The 21,373-nt window shown below is 41.6% G+C and carries 18 protein-coding genes; 12 read left to right on the top strand and 6 right to left on the bottom strand.

The window, feature by feature from the left end; all coding sequences use genetic code 11:
• Positions 1-298 precede the first annotated feature (298 nt).
• Positions 299-1,558, bottom strand: coding sequence for a lipid-A-disaccharide synthase (locus tag PN447_RS04810; RefSeq protein ID WP_271761246.1), 1,260 nt, complete (start codon positions 1,556-1,558; stop codon positions 299-301).
• A 285-nt stretch (positions 1,559-1,843) separates the two neighbouring features.
• Between PN447_RS04810 and PN447_RS04805 the strand changes: the two genes are divergently transcribed.
• The 3 genes from PN447_RS04805 (at position 1,844) to PN447_RS04795 (ending at position 7,840) form a co-directional block, all read left to right on the top strand.
• Positions 1,844-5,830: a magnesium chelatase subunit H gene (locus PN447_RS04805; protein WP_271761243.1), complete on the top strand. Its 3,987-nt coding sequence runs from the start codon at positions 1,844-1,846 to the stop codon at positions 5,828-5,830.
• Between the two features lie 183 nt (positions 5,831-6,013).
• Positions 6,014-7,387, top strand: coding sequence for a DNA (cytosine-5-)-methyltransferase (gene dcm, locus PN447_RS04800; RefSeq protein ID WP_271761241.1), 1,374 nt, complete (start codon positions 6,014-6,016; stop codon positions 7,385-7,387).
• A gap of 12 nt (positions 7,388-7,399) precedes the next feature.
• Positions 7,400-7,840 carry a TdeIII family type II restriction endonuclease gene (locus tag PN447_RS04795; protein WP_271761239.1) on the top strand — a complete coding sequence of 147 codons (441 nt, stop codon included), beginning with the start codon at positions 7,400-7,402 and terminating at the stop codon, positions 7,838-7,840.
• 146 nt (positions 7,841-7,986) lie between these two features.
• On the opposite strand, the gene PN447_RS04790 is transcribed toward PN447_RS04795, so the two are convergent.
• Positions 7,987-8,871, bottom strand: a complete 885-nt coding sequence (locus PN447_RS04790; RefSeq protein ID WP_271761237.1) for a P63C domain-containing protein — start codon at positions 8,869-8,871, stop codon at positions 7,987-7,989.
• A gap of 262 nt (positions 8,872-9,133) precedes the next feature.
• On the bottom strand, positions 9,134-9,499 hold the full coding sequence (locus PN447_RS04780) for a hypothetical protein (protein WP_271761251.1): 366 nt from the start codon (positions 9,497-9,499) through the stop codon (positions 9,134-9,136).
• 179 nt (positions 9,500-9,678) lie between these two features.
• Between PN447_RS04780 and PN447_RS04775 the strand changes: the two genes are divergently transcribed.
• The 6 genes from PN447_RS04775 to psb32 all read left to right on the top strand — a co-directional run bounded on the left by PN447_RS04775 (position 9,679) and on the right by psb32 (position 16,246).
• The gene (locus PN447_RS04775; RefSeq protein ID WP_271761235.1) at positions 9,679-9,939 is read left to right on the top strand and encodes a type II toxin-antitoxin system HicA family toxin; all 261 of its coding nucleotides are present in this window, start codon (positions 9,679-9,681) and stop codon (positions 9,937-9,939) included.
• Between the two features lie 50 nt (positions 9,940-9,989).
• Positions 9,990-10,328, top strand: a complete 339-nt coding sequence (locus PN447_RS04770; RefSeq protein WP_271761233.1) for a type II toxin-antitoxin system HicB family antitoxin — start codon at positions 9,990-9,992, stop codon at positions 10,326-10,328.
• 267 nt (positions 10,329-10,595) lie between these two features.
• On the top strand, positions 10,596-12,743 hold the full coding sequence (gene glyS, locus PN447_RS04765; protein ID WP_271761232.1) for a glycine--tRNA ligase subunit beta: 2,148 nt from the start codon (positions 10,596-10,598) through the stop codon (positions 12,741-12,743).
• A 203-nt stretch (positions 12,744-12,946) separates the two neighbouring features.
• Entirely contained in the window at positions 12,947-14,320 is a 1,374-nt protein-coding gene (gene murD / locus PN447_RS04760) for a UDP-N-acetylmuramoyl-L-alanine--D-glutamate ligase (protein ID WP_271761231.1), read from the top strand.
• 74 nt (positions 14,321-14,394) lie between these two features.
• Positions 14,395-15,429: a phosphoribosylformylglycinamidine cyclo-ligase gene (purM, locus tag PN447_RS04755; RefSeq protein WP_271761229.1), complete on the top strand. Its 1,035-nt coding sequence runs from the start codon at positions 14,395-14,397 to the stop codon at positions 15,427-15,429.
• An 85-nt stretch (positions 15,430-15,514) separates the two neighbouring features.
• On the top strand, positions 15,515-16,246 hold the full coding sequence (gene psb32 / locus PN447_RS04750; RefSeq protein ID WP_271761227.1) for a photosystem II repair protein Psb32: 732 nt from the start codon (positions 15,515-15,517) through the stop codon (positions 16,244-16,246).
• A 2-nt stretch (positions 16,247-16,248) separates the two neighbouring features.
• On the opposite strand, the gene PN447_RS04745 is transcribed toward psb32, so the two are convergent.
• The 3 genes from PN447_RS04745 to PN447_RS04735 form a co-directional block, all read right to left on the bottom strand.
• Complete coding sequence (locus PN447_RS04745) at positions 16,249-16,632, bottom strand: DUF4346 domain-containing protein (RefSeq protein ID WP_271761225.1); 384 nt, start codon at positions 16,630-16,632, stop codon at positions 16,249-16,251.
• Positions 16,633-16,713: 81 nt separating this feature from the next.
• Positions 16,714-17,409, bottom strand: coding sequence for a potassium channel family protein (locus PN447_RS04740; protein ID WP_271761223.1), 696 nt, complete (start codon positions 17,407-17,409; stop codon positions 16,714-16,716).
• A 129-nt stretch (positions 17,410-17,538) separates the two neighbouring features.
• On the bottom strand, positions 17,539-18,873 hold the full coding sequence (locus PN447_RS04735) for a TrkH family potassium uptake protein (RefSeq protein ID WP_271761221.1): 1,335 nt from the start codon (positions 18,871-18,873) through the stop codon (positions 17,539-17,541).
• Positions 18,874-19,023: 150 nt separating this feature from the next.
• Between PN447_RS04735 and PN447_RS04730 the strand changes: the two genes are divergently transcribed.
• From PN447_RS04730 to PN447_RS04720, 3 genes are read left to right on the top strand one after another with little or no spacing between them, the layout of a single operon-like run.
• The gene (locus PN447_RS04730; protein ID WP_271761219.1) at positions 19,024-19,869 is read left to right on the top strand and encodes a methyltransferase domain-containing protein; all 846 of its coding nucleotides are present in this window, start codon (positions 19,024-19,026) and stop codon (positions 19,867-19,869) included.
• Between the two features lie 35 nt (positions 19,870-19,904).
• The gene (locus PN447_RS04725; RefSeq protein WP_271761217.1) at positions 19,905-20,843 is read left to right on the top strand and encodes a homogentisate phytyltransferase; all 939 of its coding nucleotides are present in this window, start codon (positions 19,905-19,907) and stop codon (positions 20,841-20,843) included.
• A 4-nt stretch (positions 20,844-20,847) separates the two neighbouring features.
• Positions 20,848-21,324, top strand: a complete 477-nt coding sequence (locus PN447_RS04720; protein ID WP_271761215.1) for a tetratricopeptide repeat protein — start codon at positions 20,848-20,850, stop codon at positions 21,322-21,324.
• Positions 21,325-21,373 lie beyond the last annotated feature (49 nt).

Genomic DNA, 21,373 nt, shown 5'->3' with positions numbered 1-21,373 from the left:
TTCATTGCTCATGTCCCATCCCAAGGACGCAAAAAATGGATCAATAAATTGAATCCGAGTTTGTGTTTCGTTTAACCCACCTGCTTTATATAAATCTATTTGCTGGTGAAAATGCTCAACCAGTCGAATAATACTTACAGGAACATTCATGTTTAGTGTTAATAAGTAGTGTTATAGCATTTCCCATGCTCGTGAGGTACAAATTTGTTTAGTTTCAGGGAACAGGGAATAGGGAACAGGGAATAGGGAATAGGCAATTGATGTGTACTTCATTAGCCTGAAAAAGGCTATATTTGAGTTATATGTATGAATTTTCTATCTCTTCTGTGACAATTTGTGCTAGTTTATCCGCAGCACCACTTTCTCCCCTAACATTACGTAGTTTATCCCGAATTGCCGCTAATTTTTCTGGATGAGTCAAAAAATCTAAAACCATTTCTCCTATTTCTGGGGGCTGGATTTTGCCCACTAGTTCTGGTACAATCTCTTCTTCTGCCCAGATATTGGGCCATGCTAATAAACCTTTACGACTCAATACCAGCCAGTTAATCACCTTAGCAAAGGTGGAACCCAACCCGGGTAAATTAGCTAATAATCCCGGTAAACCATCCCAAGAACGCATAGCATCAAGTTGTTGTGTTGGTATCAAAACAATCATCGGTACTGCTAAAGCCCCCAGTTCGGCTGTGTTTGCCCCTACGGTGGTTAAGCAGATGCTACAGTGGGATAATAATTCATAGGCGGGATTTTCTCTGCACAGTTCCACAGATAAACCTTTCTCTGTTTTGAGGGTGGGATGCTCTGATTCCACTAAAACAGCGGGGGAACTACCAAATACCTTGACAAAAGGATTGTTTTTTGCATCAGCAAAACTTGCTAAAGTTTGTAAATCCAATGTCGGCGCTAGGGGAATTATAAATCTGGTTTGGGGTCTTCGGGCGTGAATATATTCAGCAATAGCCAAGCATAATGGAACACCTTGAGCTAATTTTGCGGCTTTGGAACCGGGAAGTAAACCAATTATTTCTGTGTTTGGGGAGGAGTTGGGAGTTAAAACTTGCTCCAGTTTCTGCGCTTCTACCATTAAGTCTCCCACAACTGTAAATTTATGGGCATATTTTGGGGGAACTTTTTGGGTAACTTTGGTCTGCATGACTCCAAACCGGTCAATCCAATGATACCAACGTGCATCCCATTCGGCATACACCACTGTGCGATATCCCAGTTTTTTGCCAATGACCAGGGGAAAAATTTGATCGCCACCTAGGAAAACTACCACACCGCGATCGCACCAGTCCCAATTTTCGGCAGTTTGACCCCACAGCAAGAACGGCCAAAAATGTTCTGCTGCTTGTACTCTATCAACTTCTGGATAGGAAAGGGCGATCGCTGCTTCTTTACCGCTAGCATTTGGACAAGGTGACAAAACTACAGAAATCCTCACCACACAAGGATTATCAGCTAATTTTTGCCGCAAAGACTTGACAAATGGACGCACCCATGTAGTTACCTCCCCAGGTCCGTTGGAGAGAACTAATATATCAACTGGTTTACTCATTGGTGATTGCTGATTGGTCTCTAGTCATTCTAGTTCTGAGTCGCCAATCGGTAAATATTACGATTTCGTTACAAAAATGTGAGTAAATACTTTTGTGATTTGTCAAGATTTATAAATAAATATTTATTTTTTTATATCGATTTGTGTCATAAAGCCCAAAAAATGCTCAAAGGTAAAGGTTTTTCTGATAAAAAATTAATATTGCCGAAAAAAAGAAGTAACTCTGGCGGCAGATGTCGCTGAGAACTTCAGTTAGAGAACACGCATCACAAGGAGCCTATCTGCATGTTCACCCACGTCAAGTCCACCATTAGACATATTGCGCCTGATAACTTACGCGGACGTAATTTAATCAAGGTGGTCTATGTCGTGCTTGAGTCCCAGTATCAAAGTGCATTGTCGCAAGCTGTTAGCACCATTAACTCGAACAACCCCAACCTAGCCATTGAGGTAAGCGGGTATTTGATCGAGGAACTCCGAGACCCAGAGAACTATGAAGAGTTCAAACGGGATATGGAAACTGCTAATATCTTTATCGCTTCACTTATTTTCATAGAAGACTTAGCACAGAAAGTAATTGCCGCCGTTGAACCATACCGCGATCGACTGGATGTAGCGGTAGTGTTCCCATCAATGCCAGAAGTAATGCGCCTGAATAAAATGGGCAGCTTTTCTTTAGCACAGTTGGGACAATCCAAGAGTGCGATCGCTCAATTCATGCGCAAACGCAAGGAGAAATCAGGGGCGGGTTTCCAAGACGGAATGTTAAAGCTGTTGCGGACTCTACCCCAAGTATTAAAGTTCCTGCCGATGGAAAAGGCACAGGACGCGCGAAACTTCATGCTCAGTTTTCAGTATTGGCTGGGAGGTTCACCAGAAAACCTGGAAAACTTCTTGCTGATGCTAGCTGATAAATATGTATTAAAAGATGTAGACAAAAAAAACTTTGCATCTGCTACATATGAACCGCCAGTTGTCTACCCAGATATGGGTATTTGGCATCCTTTGGCCACAACTATGTTTGAGGATGTCAAAGAATACCTAAATTGGTATACAGCCCGCCAGGACATTTCCGGCGATCTCAAAGATCCCTTAGCCCCTTGTGTGGGATTAGTATTACAACGTACCCACCTAGTTACTGGTGATGATGCTCATTATGTAGCCATAGTCCAGGAATTAGAATCACTCGGTGCCAAAGTCATTCCTGTATTTGCTGGTGGGTTGGACTTCTCTAAACCCGTAAATGCTTACTTCTACGAACCAACTACCAAAAACGCCTTAGTAGATGCAGTCGTCTCTCTGACTGGTTTTGCTTTGGTAGGCGGCCCCGCCAGACAAGACCATCCCAAGGCCATTGAAGCCCTAAAACGCCTCAATCGTCCTTACATGGTGGCATTGCCCTTAGTATTCCAAACTACCGAAGAATGGTTAGATAGCGATTTAGGCTTACATCCCATACAAGTAGCCTTACAAATTGCCATCCCCGAATTAGATGGAGCCATTGAGCCGATCATTCTCTCTGGTAGAGATGGAGCTACAGGTAAAGCGATCGCCCTGCAAGATAGAGTAGAAGCAGTAGCACAACGGGCATTAAAATGGGCTAACCTGCGGCGCAAGCCCAAACTAGAAAAAAAAGTTGCCATCACCGTTTTCAGCTTCCCCCCAGATAAAGGTAACGTCGGTACCGCCGCCTACCTAGATGTATTCGGCTCCATCTACGAAGCATTAAAAGGGCTAAGAAACAACGGCTACGATGTGCAAAACATCCCGGAAAGCGCCCAAGCATTGATGGAAGAAGTCATCCACGATGCTCAAGCCCAGTATGCAAGCCCAGAACTGAACATCGCCTACAAGATGTCAGTACCAGAATATGAAGCACTTACCCCCTACTCCCAACGCCTAGAAGAAAACTGGGGACCACCCCCCGGAAACCTCAACAGCGATGGGCAGAACCTGCTAATTTACGGTAAACAATTTGGTAACGTCTTCATCGGCGTACAACCCACCTTTGGTTACGAAGGTGACCCCATGCGCCTATTGTTCTCCCGTTCCGCCAGCCCACACCATGGCTTTGCTGCTTATTACACCTACCTAGAACGGATTTGGGGCGCAGATGCAGTACTGCACTTTGGTACTCACGGCTCCTTGGAATTCATGCCGGGTAAGCAAATGGGGATGTCTGGAGACTGTTACCCAGATAACTTAATTGGCACAATTCCTAATCTGTATTATTACGCAGCTAATAACCCCAGTGAAGCCACCATCGCCAAGCGGCGTAGTTACGCTGAAACAATTTCCTACCTCACCCCACCCGCCGAAAACGCAGGTTTATACAAAGGTTTAAAGGAACTCAGCGAGTTAATAGCTTCCTACCAAACCTTAAAAGACAGTGGTCGCGGTATTCCCATTGTCAACACCATCATGGATAAATGCCGCATCGTCAACCTGGATAAAGACATTAACTTACCAGAAACCGACGCTAAAGATATGACCGCCGATGAGCGAGATCAAATCGTTGGTAGGGTCTACCGCAAGTTAATGGAAATTGAATCTAGGTTGTTACCTTGTGGCTTACACATCATTGGTAAACCACCCACCGCCGAAGAAGCAGTAGCTACCCTGGTAAACATCGCCAGTTTAGACCGTCAAGAAGAAGAAATTCTCAGCTTACCCCGCATCATTGCTAACAGCATCGGGCGGAACATCGACGATATTTACCAAAACAGCGACCTAGGAGTTTTAGAAGATGTGCAACTACTGCAAGACATCACCCTAGCTACCCGGGGCGCTGTAGGCGCACTGGTGAAAGCACAAACCGACGCGGAAGGGCGAGTTTCCCTAGTTTCCCGGTTGAACTTCTTCAACATGGGTAAAAAACAACCTTGGGTAGAAGCATTACATGAAGCAGGTTATCCCCAAGTTGACGCTGCTGCTTTAAAACCACTATTTGAGTATTTGGAATTCTGCTTACAACAAGTTTGTGCAGATAACGAACTCGGCGCACTACTCCAAGGTTTAGAAGGTGAGTATATCCTACCTGGCCCCGGTGGTGACCCCATCCGCAACCCGGATGTACTACCCACAGGTAAGAATATCCACGCCCTAGACCCCCAATCTATTCCCACCACCGCCGCTGTGCAATCAGCCAAAATCGTTGTAGATAGGCTGTTGATACGTAATAAGGCAGAAAATGAGGGTAAATGGCCAGAAACCATCGCCTGTGTCCTCTGGGGAACCGATAACATTAAAACCTACGGTGAATCCCTAGCACAGATTATGTGGATGATTGGTGTGCGTCCGGTTCCCGATGCTTTAGGACGGGTGAATAAATTAGAATTAATACCTTTAGAGGAGTTGGGACGACCCAGAATTGATGTAGTCATCAACTGTTCCGGCGTATTCCGAGACTTGTTCATTAACCAAATGAACCTCCTAGACCAAGGGGTAAAAATGGCTGCGGAAGCTGACGAACCTTTAGAAATGAACTTTGTCCGCAAACACGCTTTACAACAAGCTGAGGAAATGGGAATTAACCTCAGACAAGCAGCAACCCGCGTATTCTCCAACGCTTCTGGTTCCTACTCCTCAAATATTAACTTGGCGGTAGAAAACAGCACTTGGGATAGTGAGGCCGAGTTGCAGGAAATGTACTTGAGACGGAAATCATTCTCTTTCAACTCCGATAACCCCGGTGTGATGGATGAATCCCGGCAGATTTTTGAAACCACTTTAAAAACCGCTGATGCAACTTTCCAAAATCTCGACTCTTCCGAAATTAGCTTAACTGATGTTTCCCACTACTTTGATTCCGATCCCACAAAGTTAGTCGCCAGTCTGCGCAGTGATGGTAAAAAGCCAGCATCTTACATTGCAGATACCACCACAGCTAATGCACAGGTGCGGACATTATCGGAAACTGTACGTTTAGATGCGCGGACTAAGTTGTTAAACCCCAAATGGTATGAGGGGATGTTATCCCACGGTTACGAAGGTGTGCGCGAACTCTCTAAGCGGTTGGTAAATACCACCGGTTGGAGTGCGACCGCTGGTGCTGTGGATAACTGGATTTATGAAGATACCAATGAAACCTTCATCAAAGATGAAGAAATGCAAAAACGGTTGATGAATCTCAACCCCCATTCTTTCCGCAAGATTGTCTCAACCTTGTTGGAGGTGAATGGTCGGGGTTATTGGGAAACTAGCGAGGAGAATTTAGACCGCCTCCGCGAGTTGTACCAAGAAGTCGAAGACCGCATCGAAGGAATAGAATAACCTTGAGGATAGAGGCGCTCTTGAGAGCGTCTCTACTCATTCCCAAGGACGATATCCCATGAGGTTTTCAGTCTGCTTTGATGAGACAATTAACAGAATATCTATAGTCATCCTATTTGAGTTGAGAAATTATCATTGAGGAAAGGTAACAGAAATTGTTCATGAATCATTTAGAATCGCTATATGAAAAATCAGGGTTATGGTCAACTTGAATTATTTCAATTATTCCAACCTCTAAAAATTATAAACCATCAAACAAAATTTACATTTTTAGACCTTTTTTCTGGTATAGGTGGCTTTAGAATCCCTCTCGAAAATTTGGGCGGCTTTTGTTTAGGATATTCGGAAATTGATAAAGAAGCTATTAGAGTCTATAAAAATAATTTTATTCATGAAACTAATAAGGCTGAAAAATATTTAGGAGATATTACTAATTTAAACAAGTTACCCTTTGATATAGATATCATGGTTGGTGGTGTTCCTTGTCAACCTTGGTCTATAGCAGGTAAATTACAAGGACTAGAAGACCCAAGAGGTAAATTATGGCTTGATGTTTTTAAAATTGTCCAAATTAACCAGCCTAAAGCATTTATATTTGAAAATGTTAAGGGTTTAACGGAGCCTAGAAATAGAAAAAGTTTAGAATATATCATTGATAATTTGTCTGTATCAGGTTATGTAGTCAAATATCAAGTCCTTAATTCCTATGATTTTGGTTTACCACAAGATAGGGATAGGGTATTTATTGTTGGTATTAACAATAATATCCATAACTCCTGGGGTTTTACATTTCCTCAACCTTTGAATCAACACCCCAAGATTTATGATATTGTCCCTGGAGTGGAACGTACTCAATTTACCAAGAGGAAATTTCCCCCAGAAGTTCTATTTCCAGATGGTAAAATCCCAGCTTCTAGAGGAAGATTTCAAAAGATAGATGAGTTGAATGATTTTTTTACCTTTGCCGATATTAGAGACGGACATAGTACAATTCATTCTTGGGATATCATACCAACCACTACAAGAGAAAAGTTAATTTGTAAAACTCTATTGAGAAATAGAAGAAAAAAAATTTATGGACCTAAAGACGGTAACCCTTTAGAATTTGAAGTATTACAATCTTTGATTTTGAATTTATATATAGAAGAAATCAATACTTTAGTAGATAAGGGTATCCTCCGTGTTGTTGAAGGTAAAGGCTATGAGTTTGTAAATTCTAAAATTTCTTCAGGGATTAATGGTATTTCTAAAATATATTTACCTCATGGTGATGCAATTGGAACTTTAACGGCTACCGGAACAAGAGACTATATATCTATAATATCTATAAAATGTCAGGAACCAGAATTATATAAGCAAAACTTTATTCAGCAAGTTTATCTCAAGAATCAGTATAAACCTTTAACCGCCCAAGATTATGCAAGATTACAAGGATTTCCAGATAATTTCCAAATGGCAGATAATGAAACTACAGCCAAGCATCAATTAGGTAATGCTGTTTCTATTCCTGTCATTTACCATTTAGCCCAACCTTTGTTAAAAATAATTTTGTCATAAGATGTTTTAAATATGGTAGCTATTAATTCAAAAACTCGCGCCGCAATAAAAGGTTATTTAGAAGGTTTTATCAAGGGTCTGATAGATGAGTATAAAGGGCGAGAAATTTTAAAACCTGTTAGCGCTAGGGAATATTTATCAAGATACTCATCTAATGGGGAGTTAAAGCCATTTCAAGCCGCAATCATCCCCCCAGAACTAATCAGGATAAATCAATTTGAACGTGGTTTGAGTACCAGGTTAGGAAATTCCCTTGAAGAATGCGCGCGCCTAATTGCATTGGAACATCATCAAGATGTGCGCCGAGGTTATGATATTGAAGCCAAAGTTAGTAATTCCGCCTTTGCAGAAGTAGAAATTCAAAAACAAAATTATGAATCTGCTGTTAACAAAAAACAAGAAAAACCAAATCTTAGACAATGGAAAGGTCATGTTCCTCTTCAAATTGGATGAAGCGGTCGTAGACTACTTGAGGAACATAGGCTGATATATTAGGATTTTCAGTAGGCATATAAGTAAACCATAAGTAGATTACCCTAATATAACATTAGTAGTCTACTTATGGTTTACTAAAAGTTGATTTTGCTAAATTATTAGATTTAACGTATATCCTCAAAATCACCTAAGTCCAAAGTAAGCTGTTCATTACGATGACTAACAAGCTTATTAAACTTACTTATAAATTCTTCCCATGTATCAGAAATTTGTAGCAAAGTAATAACAGACTGTAATTGACTCCTCAGATGTGGATCACCAATATCCTCTGTTAAACTTTGAAAAAATCTTGCACTATAATTACCAGATTCAGTTTTAGGTGTTTTTCTTTTAAGCTCTTCTAAAACTCCAGGGGGTAATTGTTGATAAATAAACTTATTAGTCCAAGTACCAACAACACCAGGGCGTTTTTTTATCCCATTTACAGTAAAATCCCAACCTCTCAATCTAAAAATTTCCTGATAATAAATATCAGGAAATACTTTTTGCCAAGCACGCAATTCCTCATTTACATAAATATCTATAAGCTTTTGAAGCTCATTCCTTTCTCTTTCATATTCATAACCAGTGGCTTCATCAATTAAAGCTATCAAACCTAATTTAGCAAAACTTCTAATTATAATTTCACATTGTGCCGCAATTATTGATTGCCTTTCACCTAAGTCAATATGCTTTCTTGCTTCTAAAAAGGCATCACAAATATCTAAGAGTGCATAAGATTCAAAACCATTTATCTTTTGTTCACCTTTGTAACAAACTATGGGATCTAAATGCCCACTTTCCTTGGCTTTCTGAAGAAAAGGCTCTAAAGTTTTTTGATTTAAATGTCTAGCTAATCTTGTACCACCGTGCTGACTGTCATCATCTTGCATTTTTAATGCCAACTGCATACCATTAGCAGAAATAACCCGTCTACTATCTTCAAGAACATAACAATCAACTTTAATATCTCCTAAGTTGATTTGCCCTGAATGAGTAATCTTAATCATTTAACCATTTAACCATAAATTATTACAAAGTTAAAACTATCACATTAGAGGGTGTTTGAAAATTCGGTCAGGTTGTAAAAAAGCTCTCTCAGTATACGCTGTGGATAGATAATAGACAGCACCGAGAGAGCAACATGAGTAAAGCATACCCCAGCAATCTGACCCCTGTACAATATGAATTTTTCAGTAACATGATTCCACAACCCAAACCCAGTGGTCGCCAGCGTGAAGTCGATATGTAGTCTGTTTTGAACGCGATCTTCTATGTCCTGCTAGAAGGAGTGAGATGGCGATCGCTACCTGGAGACTTTCCTCTGCTTTCAAATTTTATGGGTATTGGTAGCGCATTCGCTAAACTTTCTAAACTCATATCAATTAACATTGAAGCTGCATAAAAAAGAGCTTCGAGAATAAAATCATAAGAAGTCAAGGAAATAACACGTTCCGATGTGATTTGACTGAGAAGTTCGTTGAGGCGAGCGCGAAGTTCATCAAGTGTGTTGAAAACTTGTCCTTTGATTTGAGATTTGAGAAACAACCAAAATCTTTCAATGGGGTTAAGTTGTGGACAATGGGCTGGTTGACACAGGGGAATAATATTTTCAGGCCACTTCAATTGAGAGGTCAAATGTGCTGCGGCCTGGTCAATTTGAAGGATTTGACATTTTACGATCAATATGGTAATTCGGCGGGAATGTGAAAACCAGCCAGAAGAATTTACACCAACTGGAGGGAGTTGTACCAACGTAGGGTGATGCCATATTATTGATATGATATCATTATATGATCTAGCACAACTCAAAAAGGATGAATCTAAATCATAAACAAAGAAAAACTTTAGAATTAATTTTTACTAATCATGTACCAGCAAACATTATTTGGAAAGATATTGAAAGTCTATTTATAGCTTTAGGTGCTGATGTTAGTCAAGGAAGCGGTTCAAGAGTTAGAGTGAAACTCAATGATGTCAGAGGTTATTTCCATGAACCACATCCAGAAAAAGAAACCGATAAAGGAGCAGTTAAATCAGTGAGAGAATTTTTGATCAAAGCAGGAATCAAACCATAAATAGTTATTGACATTAATCACAACGAAAATGAGGGAGGATAATTAAAAGTATGTTGAGTTACAAAGGGTATACAGCATCAATTGAAGTAGATGTAGAAGCAGGAATACTTTTTGGCAGAGTTCTTGATATTAATGATGTGATTACATTTAAAGCTAAAACTGTTGAAGAAGCACGTCAAGAATTTCAAACTTCTATTGATGGTTATTTAGCTTTTTGTGAAGAACTAGGAGAAGAAGCAGATAAACCTTTTTCTGGTAAATTGCCATTTCGCACCACTCCAGAACATCATCGTAAAATTTTTATTGCAGCAACAAAAGCAGGTAAGAGTATTAATGCTTGGATGGATGAAATCTTAATCAATGCTGCTGAAGAATCAGTTAAAGCATAGATTTACAGCCCATTTCATCTGAGTTAAAAGGGCGTGTAGGATACCCACCCCACAAGATTTATAATATTAGTGTGTGTAGTTTGTTTGACATTTTACCATAAATATGGTATTACGCAAGGGGAAAACCAGCCAGGAGAATTTAGAGCAACTGGAGGGAGTTGTACCAACATAGATACTTGAATTGGTGGCTTTGTGTTTGCTGGGTGAGCAAAATTAGGCTACTCACGGGTAAACTGGGAGAATTGACACCAGTTAGAAGATTTTCCTATGACTGTATTTTTATTGGAAGTTGGTACAGAAGAACTACCCGCCAGTTTTCTAGGTGATGCCATATTACAATGGCGATCGCGCATTCCCCAAAGTTTAGAAGCTTATAGTCTCACCAGCACCACTGTAGAAGTTTACGGTACTCCCCGGCGGTTGGCGGTGCTAATTACAGGTCTACCGTCCCAACAACCAGACCGAGAAGAAGAAATTAAAGGACCCCCCGCCCAAGCTGCTTTTAAGGATGGTAAACCCACACCAGCAGCAACTGGATTTGCCAAAAAGCAAGGTGTAGATATAGCCGCTTTCGACATTCGCCCCACAGACAAAGGGGATTTTGTCTTTGTTAAGAAAAGTATTGCTGGTCGTCCCGTGGCGGAAATCTTGACGGAACTAGTTCCCCAATGGATTTCTGGTTTAGAAGGTAAGCGGTTAATGCGCTGGGGTGATGGGGATATGCGGTTTTCTCGCCCCATTCGTTGGCTAGTGGCGCTGTTAGATGATGTAGTTTTACCGATAGAGTTGGTTAATGGTCACCAGACAATTACCAGCGATCGCATTTCCTGGGGTCATCGTGTTTTACATCCCCAACCTGTGAGCATTCCCCAGGCCACAGATTACGTCAACACCCTACGCAATGCTGCTGTCATCGTTGACCCCACAGAAAGAACCCAGATAATTCACACCCAGGTAGAAGCAGCAGCCCACAAAGCCGGTGGGTCTACCGTATTTTACCCCGACTTGTTAGCAGAAGTCACCAACCTAGTAGAATACCCAACCGCCGTAGTGGGTAAGTTTGAACCAGAATTTTTGCAGTTACCCACAGAGGTAATTACAGAAGTAATGGTCACACACCAGCGTTACTTCCCCGTATTTACAGGTACTGAAAGTAAAGAACTATTACCCAACTTTATCACCGTTGCCAATGGCGACCCCCATAAATCAGATATTATCGCCGTCGGCAATGAGAGGGTAATTCGTGCTAGACTAGCAGATGGCAAGTTTTTCTACCAAGCTGATTTAGCAAAACCCTTAGAAAGCTATTTACCTCAGTTAGAAAAAGTCACTTTTCAGGAAGAACTAGGTTCAGTTCGGACCAAAATAGATAGAATAGTCACAATTGCTAATTACATCAGCAGCCAATTACAACTAGAAGCACAGCAAACCCAAAAAATCCAACGAGCCGCTTTATTATGTAAAGCTGACCTAGTTAGTCAAATGGTCTATGAATTCCCAGAACTCCAAGGAATTATGGGGGAAAAATACGCCTTAGCTAGTGGTGAAGATGCAGAAGTAGCTAACGCCATTGTCCAACATTACCTACCCACAGGCGCAGGGGACAGTTTACCCACAACCCTCACATCCCAAATTGTCGGTTTAGCAGATAGACTAGATACCTTAGTCAGTATCTTTGGGTTAGGTTTAATTCCCACCGGTTCCTCAGACCCCTTTGCTTTACGTCGTGCGGCAAATGCAGTAATTAATATTACTTGGGCTGCTAATTTGCCCATCAATTTAGCAAATTTATTAACCCAAATTACAGCAGACTTTGCCGCCAAATACCATAAAGACCCGCAGACATTAACCGCAGCTTTAGCAGAATTTTTCTTACAACGCATTCGCACCTTACTACAAGACGAAAAGCTAGACTATGACCTAGTTAACGCCGTCCTGGGAGAAAATGACCCAGAATATACAGAACGAGCGTTAGAGGATTTACTAGATGTGCGCGATCGCGCCTTATATTTGCAACAAATCCGCAATGATGGTACACTCGATAAAATATACGAAACCGTCAACCGTTCCACCAGACTAGCAGCCCAAGGGGACTTAGACCAACAGCAGTTAGAACCCACCAACTTAATTCAAACGCAACTATTCCAAAAGTCATCAGAGGAATCATTCCATAACGCCCTAGTAGAATTAGTACCATCAACTCAAAAGGCAAAGGAAACCCGCAATTACCAATTGTTAATAACAGGACTAGCAGAAATTGCGCCTACTGTAGCCAGATTCTTTGATGGTGAAGATAGTGTTTTAGTCATGGACCTCAATCCCGACATCAAACGCAATCGGCTATACCTCCTAGGACTACTGCGTAACCATGCGCGGGTACTCGCTGACTTTGGAGCCATAGTTAAAAACCTCTAGCCTCCTCACTTTCCCCATTTAGGTTAATAAATTTCACGAAAAATAGGTTCAGATACAGTGAAATTACTGATAAATAAGCAGAATTTTCCCTGGACAAAGCGGTTAATCAAAACCTATCCCCGGAAGCAACAAAAAATTAGTTTAATTGTTGCCAAGAAGCGTTACCATAATTAGTGCTTAACCAGGGAAATCTGCTACAGTCTATGCCTAAAGCCTCAGTGATTGGGTTGGGAAAGTCCGGTATTGCTACCGCTAGATTATTAAAACGGGAAGGTTGGGAGGTAGTGTTAACTGATAGTCACACCTCTGTCAACCTCCTCAAACAACAACAACAACTCGCAGCCGAGGAAATAACCGTAAAATTGGGGTATTCCCTCGATTTAAATGGTGCTGATTTATGTGATTTAATTATTGTCAGTCCCGGTGTACCTTGGGATATTCCCCTGCTAGTGGAAGCGCGAGCATTAGGTATTGAAACCATCGGTGAAATGGAACTCGCTTGGCGACATTTGCAATCTTCCCCCTGGGTAGGCATTACCGGTACTAATGGCAAAACCACCACTACAGCTTTGATTGCGGCAATATTTCAAGCAGCTGGACTAAATGCCCCCGCCTGTGGTAATATAGGTTATGCTGCTTGTGAAGTAGCTTTATCAGAAAAACAGCCTGACTGGGTAATTGCAGAAATTAGTAGTTATCAAATAGAGTCTTCACTTACCCTAGCACCCCGCATAGGTATTTGGACGACTTTCACACCAGACCATCTGGTACGCCACAAAACTTTAGAAAATTACTACAATATTAAAGCTAAGTTATTACTTAATTCTCATTTTCAAGTATTGAACGGTGACGACCCCTATTTAAATAAAATGGGGATTAGTCATTGGCCTGATGCCCTTTGGACAAGTGTCAAAGGTGAAGACTTTTTACTGGGAAAACAAGGCTTTTATATTCAAGATGGTTGGGTAGTGGAAAAATTAGAGCCTAACCCCACACCCAAAAAAGTTATCTTAGCCTCTGCTTTGCGAATGGTGGGAGAACATAACCGCCAAAATCTGTTAATGGCGGTAGCAGCAGCTAGGTTAGCGGGAATTGAACCCCATACTATTGATACTGCAATTCGCCAATTCTCCGGGGTTCCCCATCGGTTAGAACATATTTGTACTTGGGAAGGTATTGACTTTATTAATGATAGTAAAGCCACTAATTATGATGCATCTGAAGTTGGGTTGGTTTCTGTCAACAGTCCAGCAATTTTAATTGCAGGTGGCGAAGCTAAACCGGGGGATGATACCGCCTGGTTAACTCAAATTCAAGCCAAAGCTGCGGCGGTTTTATTAATTGGGAATGCAGCACCAGCATTTGCTCAACGTCTCCAAGAAGTGGGTTATAGTAATTACGAAATTGTGGAGACCATGGATAAGGCGGTTCCGCGGTCAGCAGAATTAGCCCAACAATATCAAGCCTCCGTGGTGCTGTTATCTCCCGCTTGTGCAAGTTTTGACCAGTACCCCAATTTTGAAGTGCGGGGGGATGATTTTCGTAATTTGTGTTTGGCTTGGGCGTCCCGGTATTAGTCTCAAATATAGTTGACTATGGACTATGAACTATGGACTAATGACTAATGACTAATGACTAATGAATGACTTTTATGGATTACCGGGATGCTGGGGTTGATGTTGAAGCGGGTAGAGCCTTTGTAGATCAAATTCGCAATTTAGTTCACAGCACTTTTAGACCGGAAGTAATCGGCGGTTTAGGTGGTTTTGGTGGTTGCTTCCAACTACCAAGCGGTTTTCAAGAACCAGTCTTGGTTTCCGGGACCGATGGTGTGGGTACAAAGTTGAAAATCGCCCAAGTTCTCAACCGCCATGATACAGTGGGCATTGATTTAGTGGCTATGTGTGTTAATGACGTGTTGACATCAGGTGCAGAACCACTGTTTTTTTTGGATTATGTGGCTACAGGTAAGTTAGAACCCCAGCAGCTGACGGAAGTGGTAGCAGGTATCGCCGCTGGGTGTAGATTGGCTGGTTGCGCTTTATTAGGGGGCGAAACCGCAGAAATGCCTGGTTTTTACCAAGTCGGTGAGTACGACTTAGCTGGGTTCTGTGTGGGAATTGTGGAAAAAAGCCAGATGTTGGACGGTTCCCAAGTAAAAGTTGGGGATGTAGCGATCGCACTTCCTAGCACTGGTGTACACAGTAATGGCTTAAGTTTAGTCCGCAAAATTGTTGACACCACCCCTTTAGATTGGGATGAACGCCCACAGTTATTAGGTGGCCAAACCATAGGGGAAGCCTTCCTTAAACCTACACAAATTTACGTTAAGCCTGTTCTGGGAGCGCTGAAAGCTGAGTTAGAAATTCATGGTATGGCCCATATTACCGGTGGAGGCCTACCAGAGAATTTACCCAGATGTTTAGGTAAAAATCAAAGTATTCATATTCAATCTGATAGTTGGACTATTCCCCCTATATTCCAATGGCTGGCTCAGGTCGGCTCAGTTAGTGCCGAGGCAATGTACAATACTTTTAACATGGGCATTGGTTTTGTGCTGTTAGTACCACCCCATCAAGCAGAACAGACAATTAATTTCTTTCAATCACAGGATGTATCCGCTGTGGTAATTGGTGAGGTGATCAATGGTTCTGGTACATTGACCGGTTTACCATTCTCCACATGATTAGTTATCACGAAGGCGGGATGAAAACCCTTTAGCCTTCTGTGATGCTATCTTTTCGTATTTAAACACATTAAGAGAGGATCCAATGAAACAGCTCCTTAACCCCATATTTAGCCTTAAAAAATATATAGCTCCCCTAATTGTCGCCTTGTTGATGCTCGTGCTGGGTTCTTCTGTATTTCCAACCCCGGTATTGGCTACAGGTGTATATCAAATTCCCAACCTCACCGCCAATAACTGGGTTTTAGATCAAGGTGAGATTATTAGTCGCATCAGTGAAGGTAAAATCAGCAACGCATTTGAGGATTTGGCTAAAAAAACCGGTAACCAAGTCCGATTTGTCACCATTCGTCGCCTGGATTATGGGGAAACACCAGAAAGTTTTACTCAAGCACTCTTTGAAAAGTGGTTTCCCACTCCAGCAGAACAGGCTAATCAAATATTATTGGTACTAGATACCGTTACCAATGGTACCGCTATTCTCACAGGTGAGTCCGTTAAGTCTTTATTGACTGATGCTATTGCCGAAAGTGTAGTTACAGAAACTTTAGCTATACCATTAAGAGACGGTAACAAATACAACCAGGCATTTATAGATGCGAGCGATCGCCTAGTTACCGTCCTCTCTGGTGAACCAGATCCAGGTCCACCGCAAGTTATGGAAACCGTACAGGTAGAAAGTACCTTTACCAAAGCCGAAGATACTGATCAAGGTAACGCCACTGCTTGGGTAGTAGGACTTTTAATTGCTGCTACCATTATCCCTATGGCTACTTACTTTGTTTACCAAGTCAACCAACCATCATCGGGAGGCTAACTTTAATCCTGAAGATACTCTTTCCCTGTCACCAAAGCTACCTCAGCCCGGATAAATTCCCGCCCTAAATAAGACGCATGGTCTAACTTAGTCACTGGACAGGGGTGAGTTGCTTCAAAAATATTTACACAAAGTTCCTTAGCCGTCCGCCCACTAAAAACCGTTGTATGAGTTCGTTCCACTTTTCCCTTAGCAGGAATGACCTTCCCGGTTTCAGGATCGACGGCTAAACCTTGGTCATTAATCACATTTGTGAAATGCTTGGCGTAAATTAACCCCGCAGATCGGTCTAAATAGATAATGAAATATCCGCTAGGGTCAAGCTCAATGTAACGTTGGGAAAGTTTATTATCAATTGCCGCTAAATCTTCAAGTATTAAATCCATAACCATTCTAAAAAGGCAAACTTCTATCTACAGGTTTTTACACCCATATTAAGTGTAATTCCTATGTTCAACTTATCTGATTTAAATTGGCAAGCGATTAATATCTTTGTTATGACCAATTACTACCATTGCTGTACCACGCTCTAATCGCTTAGTAGGTTCGGGATTGATTTTAAATTTGCCATCCTGACTCACGGCTAATAAATTCAAGCCGTAACGGTTACGCAGTTGCAGATCAGAGATAGTTTTACCATGGAATTCATCAGGGACAATCATCTCCACAATACTATTCTCTGGGTCAAGGTCAAATCGGTCTAAAATAGATGGTTTAGTTAGTGAGCGTGCTAGGGCGCAACCAGCTTCATATTCCGGGAAAACTACATGATCAGCACCCACTCTTTGTAACAGCTTACGGTGAACTTCACTAGAAGCTTTAGCCACCACATGAGGAACACCCCCCTCTTTGACATTCAAGGTAGTAATAATACTTTCTTGAATGTAGTTACCAATAGCTATGATTACCGTATCAAACTCAAATATCCCCGCCTCTTTGAGTGCTGCGGGTTCCGTTGAGTCTAGCTGTAAAGCATGACCAACTATCTCCTCATCCAATGCATTTGATACTAGCTTTTCATCAACATCTGTTGCTAGTACTTGGTAACCCAATTTATGTAATGTTGAACATACAGACCTGCCAAAACGACCTAACCCAATTACAGCAAATTGGTGGTTATCTCGACGCAAACTGCGAAAAAAGCCTATAGATGACAGATTCACATTTGTTATCCTTATTTTTACGCCCCGACAACAGGGTAATAATAGGCACAGGAAAATTGGTGAAAAGTTTTACTTGTTTTGCCTACTCATTCATATTTTATCAGGTGAAGTTGCTGCCATCGCTTCCCCTTATCCTACCAGTAAATTTTCTTCAGGATAGTGTATCCTACTGGGGCGGGGGTCTCCCAACATAGCAGCCATCAGCAGTAAAACACCCACTCGTCCCACATACATTGTGACGATTAAAATCAGCTTGGCTGGTACTGAGACGGTACTAGTGATACCCGTAGACAGACCCACAGTAGCAAAGGCTGATACAACCTCAAACAAAAGTTCAATAAAACTCAATGTTGGATCTGTCAGAGAAATTAACGTGGTGGATAACACTAGCATACCTACAGAACCAACTAAAACACCAACAGCTTTTAAAATTAAAGATATTGCTATTTTACGTTCATATAATAAAACCTCTTCCTTGCCTTGAAGAATTGATTTAGTACAGCTGGTTAGAACCCTTAAAGTTGTAGTTTTAATACCTCCTCCCGTCCCACCAGGACTAGCACCAATAAACATAAAGGCAATGGTAATAAACAGACCAGCCGATGTCATTTTACCGATATCAATGGTATTAAAACCAGCAGTTCTGGTAGTGACAGATTGGAACCAAGCTGATAGTAACTGCCCCGGTAAATTAACTGAACCTAATGTTGCTGTATTTTTTATTTCTATGGCAAAAAATGCCATTGTGCCTAGAGATAGCAATAATATTGTTGTGCTAGATGCTACTTTAAAATCAAGAGAAAATACCAGGCTTTGTGGTTTCCTCAGCAGGCGATCGCGTAACCAAAGATAGACTTCTAATATCACCTGATAACCAATACCGCCAAAAATTATCAACATTGTAATCGTAAACACTACCAAGAAAGATGACTGATATCCCATTAAGCTGTCCGAGAATAAACTAAAACCGGCATTATTCCAAGCCGAAATACTATGAAAAATAGCCAGCCAAATTCCTGTACTCCAGCCATAATCAGGAACAAACGCCGGTAGAAGTAAGAACATACCTGTAATTTCAAAAATCATAGTTGTGGCAATAATTGACCGGATAACTTGGGCGCTACCACTCATTCCCGGTCGGTCCAAAGTCCGTTGGATAGCGATTTTTTGCCGCAGGTTAAATTTCCGCCCCACCAGCATAATTAGAAAGGTGGTAGTTGTCATATACCCCAAACCGCCAATTTGAGCCAACAGCAGAATACACAACTGACCCCAAAAAGAAAAATCTGTACCAGTATCAACTACAGCCAAACCAGTGACGCAAACGGCGGAAGTGGCAGTAAATAGCGCCACAATCGGGTCATTCCAACTACCACTGCTAGTAGAAAAAGGCATCATCAGCAGGATAGTCCCCACGGTGATGACAGCTAAAAATCCCAAGCAAACTGTGCGAGAAACGGTCATAAACAGATAAATACTTACAAATTCTTCTAGAAACCATAGACTCTGTTAACAGCCCTGGAAGAAAAAACACTATTATTCAAATAAAAACACACATGGTAGCCTACGAGTATGTTTATTTAAATTCGGCATTGTTTTAACACTGCTTTCATCATGAGTGAAACTCTCTACCAAAAAATACAGCAATTTTATGATGCTTCCTCTGGTCTGTGGGAACAGATTTGGGGCGAACACATGCACCATGGCTACTACGGTATAGATGGTCAGGAACAACAGAAAAACCGCCGACAGGCTCAAATTGATTTAATCGAAGAAGTCCTCAACTGGTCAGGGGTGCAAACCGCAGAAAATATTCTCGATGTGGGTTGTGGTATTGGCGGTAGTTCTCTTTACTTGGCAGGGAAGTTTAATGCCCAAGCCACAGGAATTACTTTGAGTCCCGTACAAGCCGCTAGAGCCAAGGAACGCGCCCAAGATGCCGGTTTGAGTGGTAGGACTCAATTTCAAGTCGCAGACGCGCAAGCAATGCCTTTTCCTGATGATTCCTTTGACTTAGTATGGTCACTAGAAAGTGGCGAACATATGCCGGATAAAACTAAGTTTTTGCAAGAGTGCTATCGAGTCTTGAAACCAGGTGGTAAGCTGATTCTAGTCACCTGGTGTCATCGTCCCACCCAGAATGCACCATTGACAGCAGATGAACAAAAGCATTTACAAGATATTTATCGCGTCTATTGTCTACCTTACGTGATTTCGTTGCCGGAATATGAGGCGATCGCCCGTCAACTACCATTAAACCATCTTCGCACTGCTGATTGGTCAACCGCAGTGGCTCCATTTTGGAATATTGTCATTGATTCGGCCTTCACCCCCCAGGCGATTTTTGGCTTACTTACTTCTGGTTGGACAACTATTCAAGGCGCATTATCACTGGGATTAATGCGTGATGGTTATCAGCGTGGCTTGATTCGCTTTGGGTTGTTATCCGGTAATAAGTAAGGGAAGAATTGTAATTTACCATTCCTGAAATTTTCATGAGTCAAATTTCTACTAATTCTCCTAATTTTCCCCATAACTGGGCTTATGCCTTTTGGAAGTTTTCCCGCCCACACACAATTATCGGTACAAGTTTGAGTGTGTGGGGCTTGTATTTGATTGCGGTTGCTATCTCCTCTGTGGGTTTTTCCCTTGTGCAACTCATTTCTGTTCTGGGTGCGTGGATTGCCTGTTTATGTGGCAATGTTTATATTGTGGGTTTGAATCAACTTCAAGATGTGGAAATTGACAAGATTAATAAACCTCATTTACCCCTAGCATCCGGGGAATTTTCTCCCCAGCAAGGTCAGTTAATTGTCATAGTTATGGGTATTTTAGCCCTAGTTGTAGCTGGGCTAACTGGGCCATTTCTCTTGGGGATGGTGGCTGTGAGTTTGGTAATTGGTACGGCTTATTCTTTACCACCCATTCGCCTAAAGCGATTTCCCTTCTGGGCCGCACTGTGTATTTTTTCAGTGCGGGGAACTATTGTGAATTTGGGGCTATTTTTGCATTTTAATGCAGCCTTAGAACAAAAACCAGGAATTCCCTTGGCGGTTTGGGTGCTGACAATCTTTATCTTGGTGTTTACCTTTGCCATAGCTATCTTTAAAGATATCCCTGATATAGAAGGCGATCGCCTTTACAATATCAAGACTTTCACCATCGCACTCGGCCCAACAGCAGTATTTAATTTGGCCCTATGGGTGCTAACTTTTTGCTATTTGGGTGTCACTCTAGTTGGTGTAATGGGTTTTACCGCCATTAACCCAGTATTTTTGGTGATTAGTCATCTAGTAGTCCTGGCGGGGATGTGGATGCGCAGTTTAGCCGTAGACTTACAAGACAAAACTGCGATCGCGCAATTCTACCAATTTATCTGGAAACTGTTTTACCTCGAATATATCATGTTCCCTCTTGCCTGTCTTTTAGGGTAAAATTATGCTAGAAACTTTAAAAATACCTGATATTCTGGCCATAACCTCAGTTATTGTCGCTATCCTCATTCTTGGTTATTTCTCTTGGAAAACCTTGATTACCTCCAACGCTTTCCAAAAAGGGGTAAATCTTTATCAACAAAAAGACTATGAGGGTGCAAAAGCAGCTTTTGTGCGGGTAATTTCTCTCAACTCCACTAATGATGTGGTGCGCTTACTATTGGGAGATATTTTCAAGGAGCAAGGCAATGTCAAACAAGCAACAGAATTATATCAAGAAGTGATTCGCCGCAGTCCTAAAAATCCAGATGCCTATTTGCGTTTAGCAAATGTTTTCATGGATGCAAATCAGCTAGAGTCAGCAACAATCAATTTACAACAAGCACAAGCCTTATTACAAAAACAGCGTCAACCCCAAAGGGCTGAAAAAATTAGTCATCTATTGCAGAAAATTACCGCTAAATCTGGTAATCAAGTCTAGTTTGAATGAACATTGCTCCCCGCTCCTCCCTGTCCTGAGTGAGTAGCGT

This window comes from Anabaena sp. CS-542/02 (assembly GCF_028331085.1).
Classification (GTDB): Bacteria; Cyanobacteriota; Cyanobacteriia; order Cyanobacteriales; family Nostocaceae; genus Anabaenopsis; species Anabaenopsis arnoldii.
The sequence above is the reverse complement of the archived record's forward strand: the minus strand, read 5'-3'. Positions and strand labels throughout refer to the sequence as shown.

Excerpts from the sequence above, each read along its gene's own strand:
- PN447_RS04810 (WP_271761246.1), bottom strand. The coding sequence starts at position 1,558 with ATGAGTAAACCAGTTGATATATTAGTTCTCTCCAACGGACCTGGGGAG.
- PN447_RS04805 (WP_271761243.1), top strand. The coding sequence starts at position 1,844 with ATGTTCACCCACGTCAAGTCCACCATTAGACATATTGCGCCTGATAAC.
- dcm (WP_271761241.1), top strand. The coding sequence starts at position 6,014 with ATGAAAAATCAGGGTTATGGTCAACTTGAATTATTTCAATTATTCCAA.
- PN447_RS04795 (WP_271761239.1), top strand. The coding sequence starts at position 7,400 with ATGGTAGCTATTAATTCAAAAACTCGCGCCGCAATAAAAGGTTATTTA.
- PN447_RS04790 (WP_271761237.1), bottom strand. The coding sequence starts at position 8,871 with ATGATTAAGATTACTCATTCAGGGCAAATCAACTTAGGAGATATTAAA.
- PN447_RS04775 (WP_271761235.1), top strand. The coding sequence starts at position 9,679 with ATGAATCTAAATCATAAACAAAGAAAAACTTTAGAATTAATTTTTACT.
- PN447_RS04770 (WP_271761233.1), top strand. The coding sequence starts at position 9,990 with ATGTTGAGTTACAAAGGGTATACAGCATCAATTGAAGTAGATGTAGAA.
- glyS (WP_271761232.1), top strand. The coding sequence starts at position 10,596 with ATGACTGTATTTTTATTGGAAGTTGGTACAGAAGAACTACCCGCCAGT.
- murD (WP_271761231.1), top strand. The coding sequence starts at position 12,947 with ATGCCTAAAGCCTCAGTGATTGGGTTGGGAAAGTCCGGTATTGCTACC.
- purM (WP_271761229.1), top strand. The coding sequence starts at position 14,395 with ATGGATTACCGGGATGCTGGGGTTGATGTTGAAGCGGGTAGAGCCTTT.
- psb32 (WP_271761227.1), top strand. The coding sequence starts at position 15,515 with ATGAAACAGCTCCTTAACCCCATATTTAGCCTTAAAAAATATATAGCT.
- PN447_RS04745 (WP_271761225.1), bottom strand. The coding sequence starts at position 16,632 with ATGGATTTAATACTTGAAGATTTAGCGGCAATTGATAATAAACTTTCC.
- PN447_RS04735 (WP_271761221.1), bottom strand. The coding sequence starts at position 18,873 with ATGACCGTTTCTCGCACAGTTTGCTTGGGATTTTTAGCTGTCATCACC.
- PN447_RS04730 (WP_271761219.1), top strand. The coding sequence starts at position 19,024 with ATGAGTGAAACTCTCTACCAAAAAATACAGCAATTTTATGATGCTTCC.
- PN447_RS04725 (WP_271761217.1), top strand. The coding sequence starts at position 19,905 with ATGAGTCAAATTTCTACTAATTCTCCTAATTTTCCCCATAACTGGGCT.
- PN447_RS04720 (WP_271761215.1), top strand. The coding sequence starts at position 20,848 with ATGCTAGAAACTTTAAAAATACCTGATATTCTGGCCATAACCTCAGTT.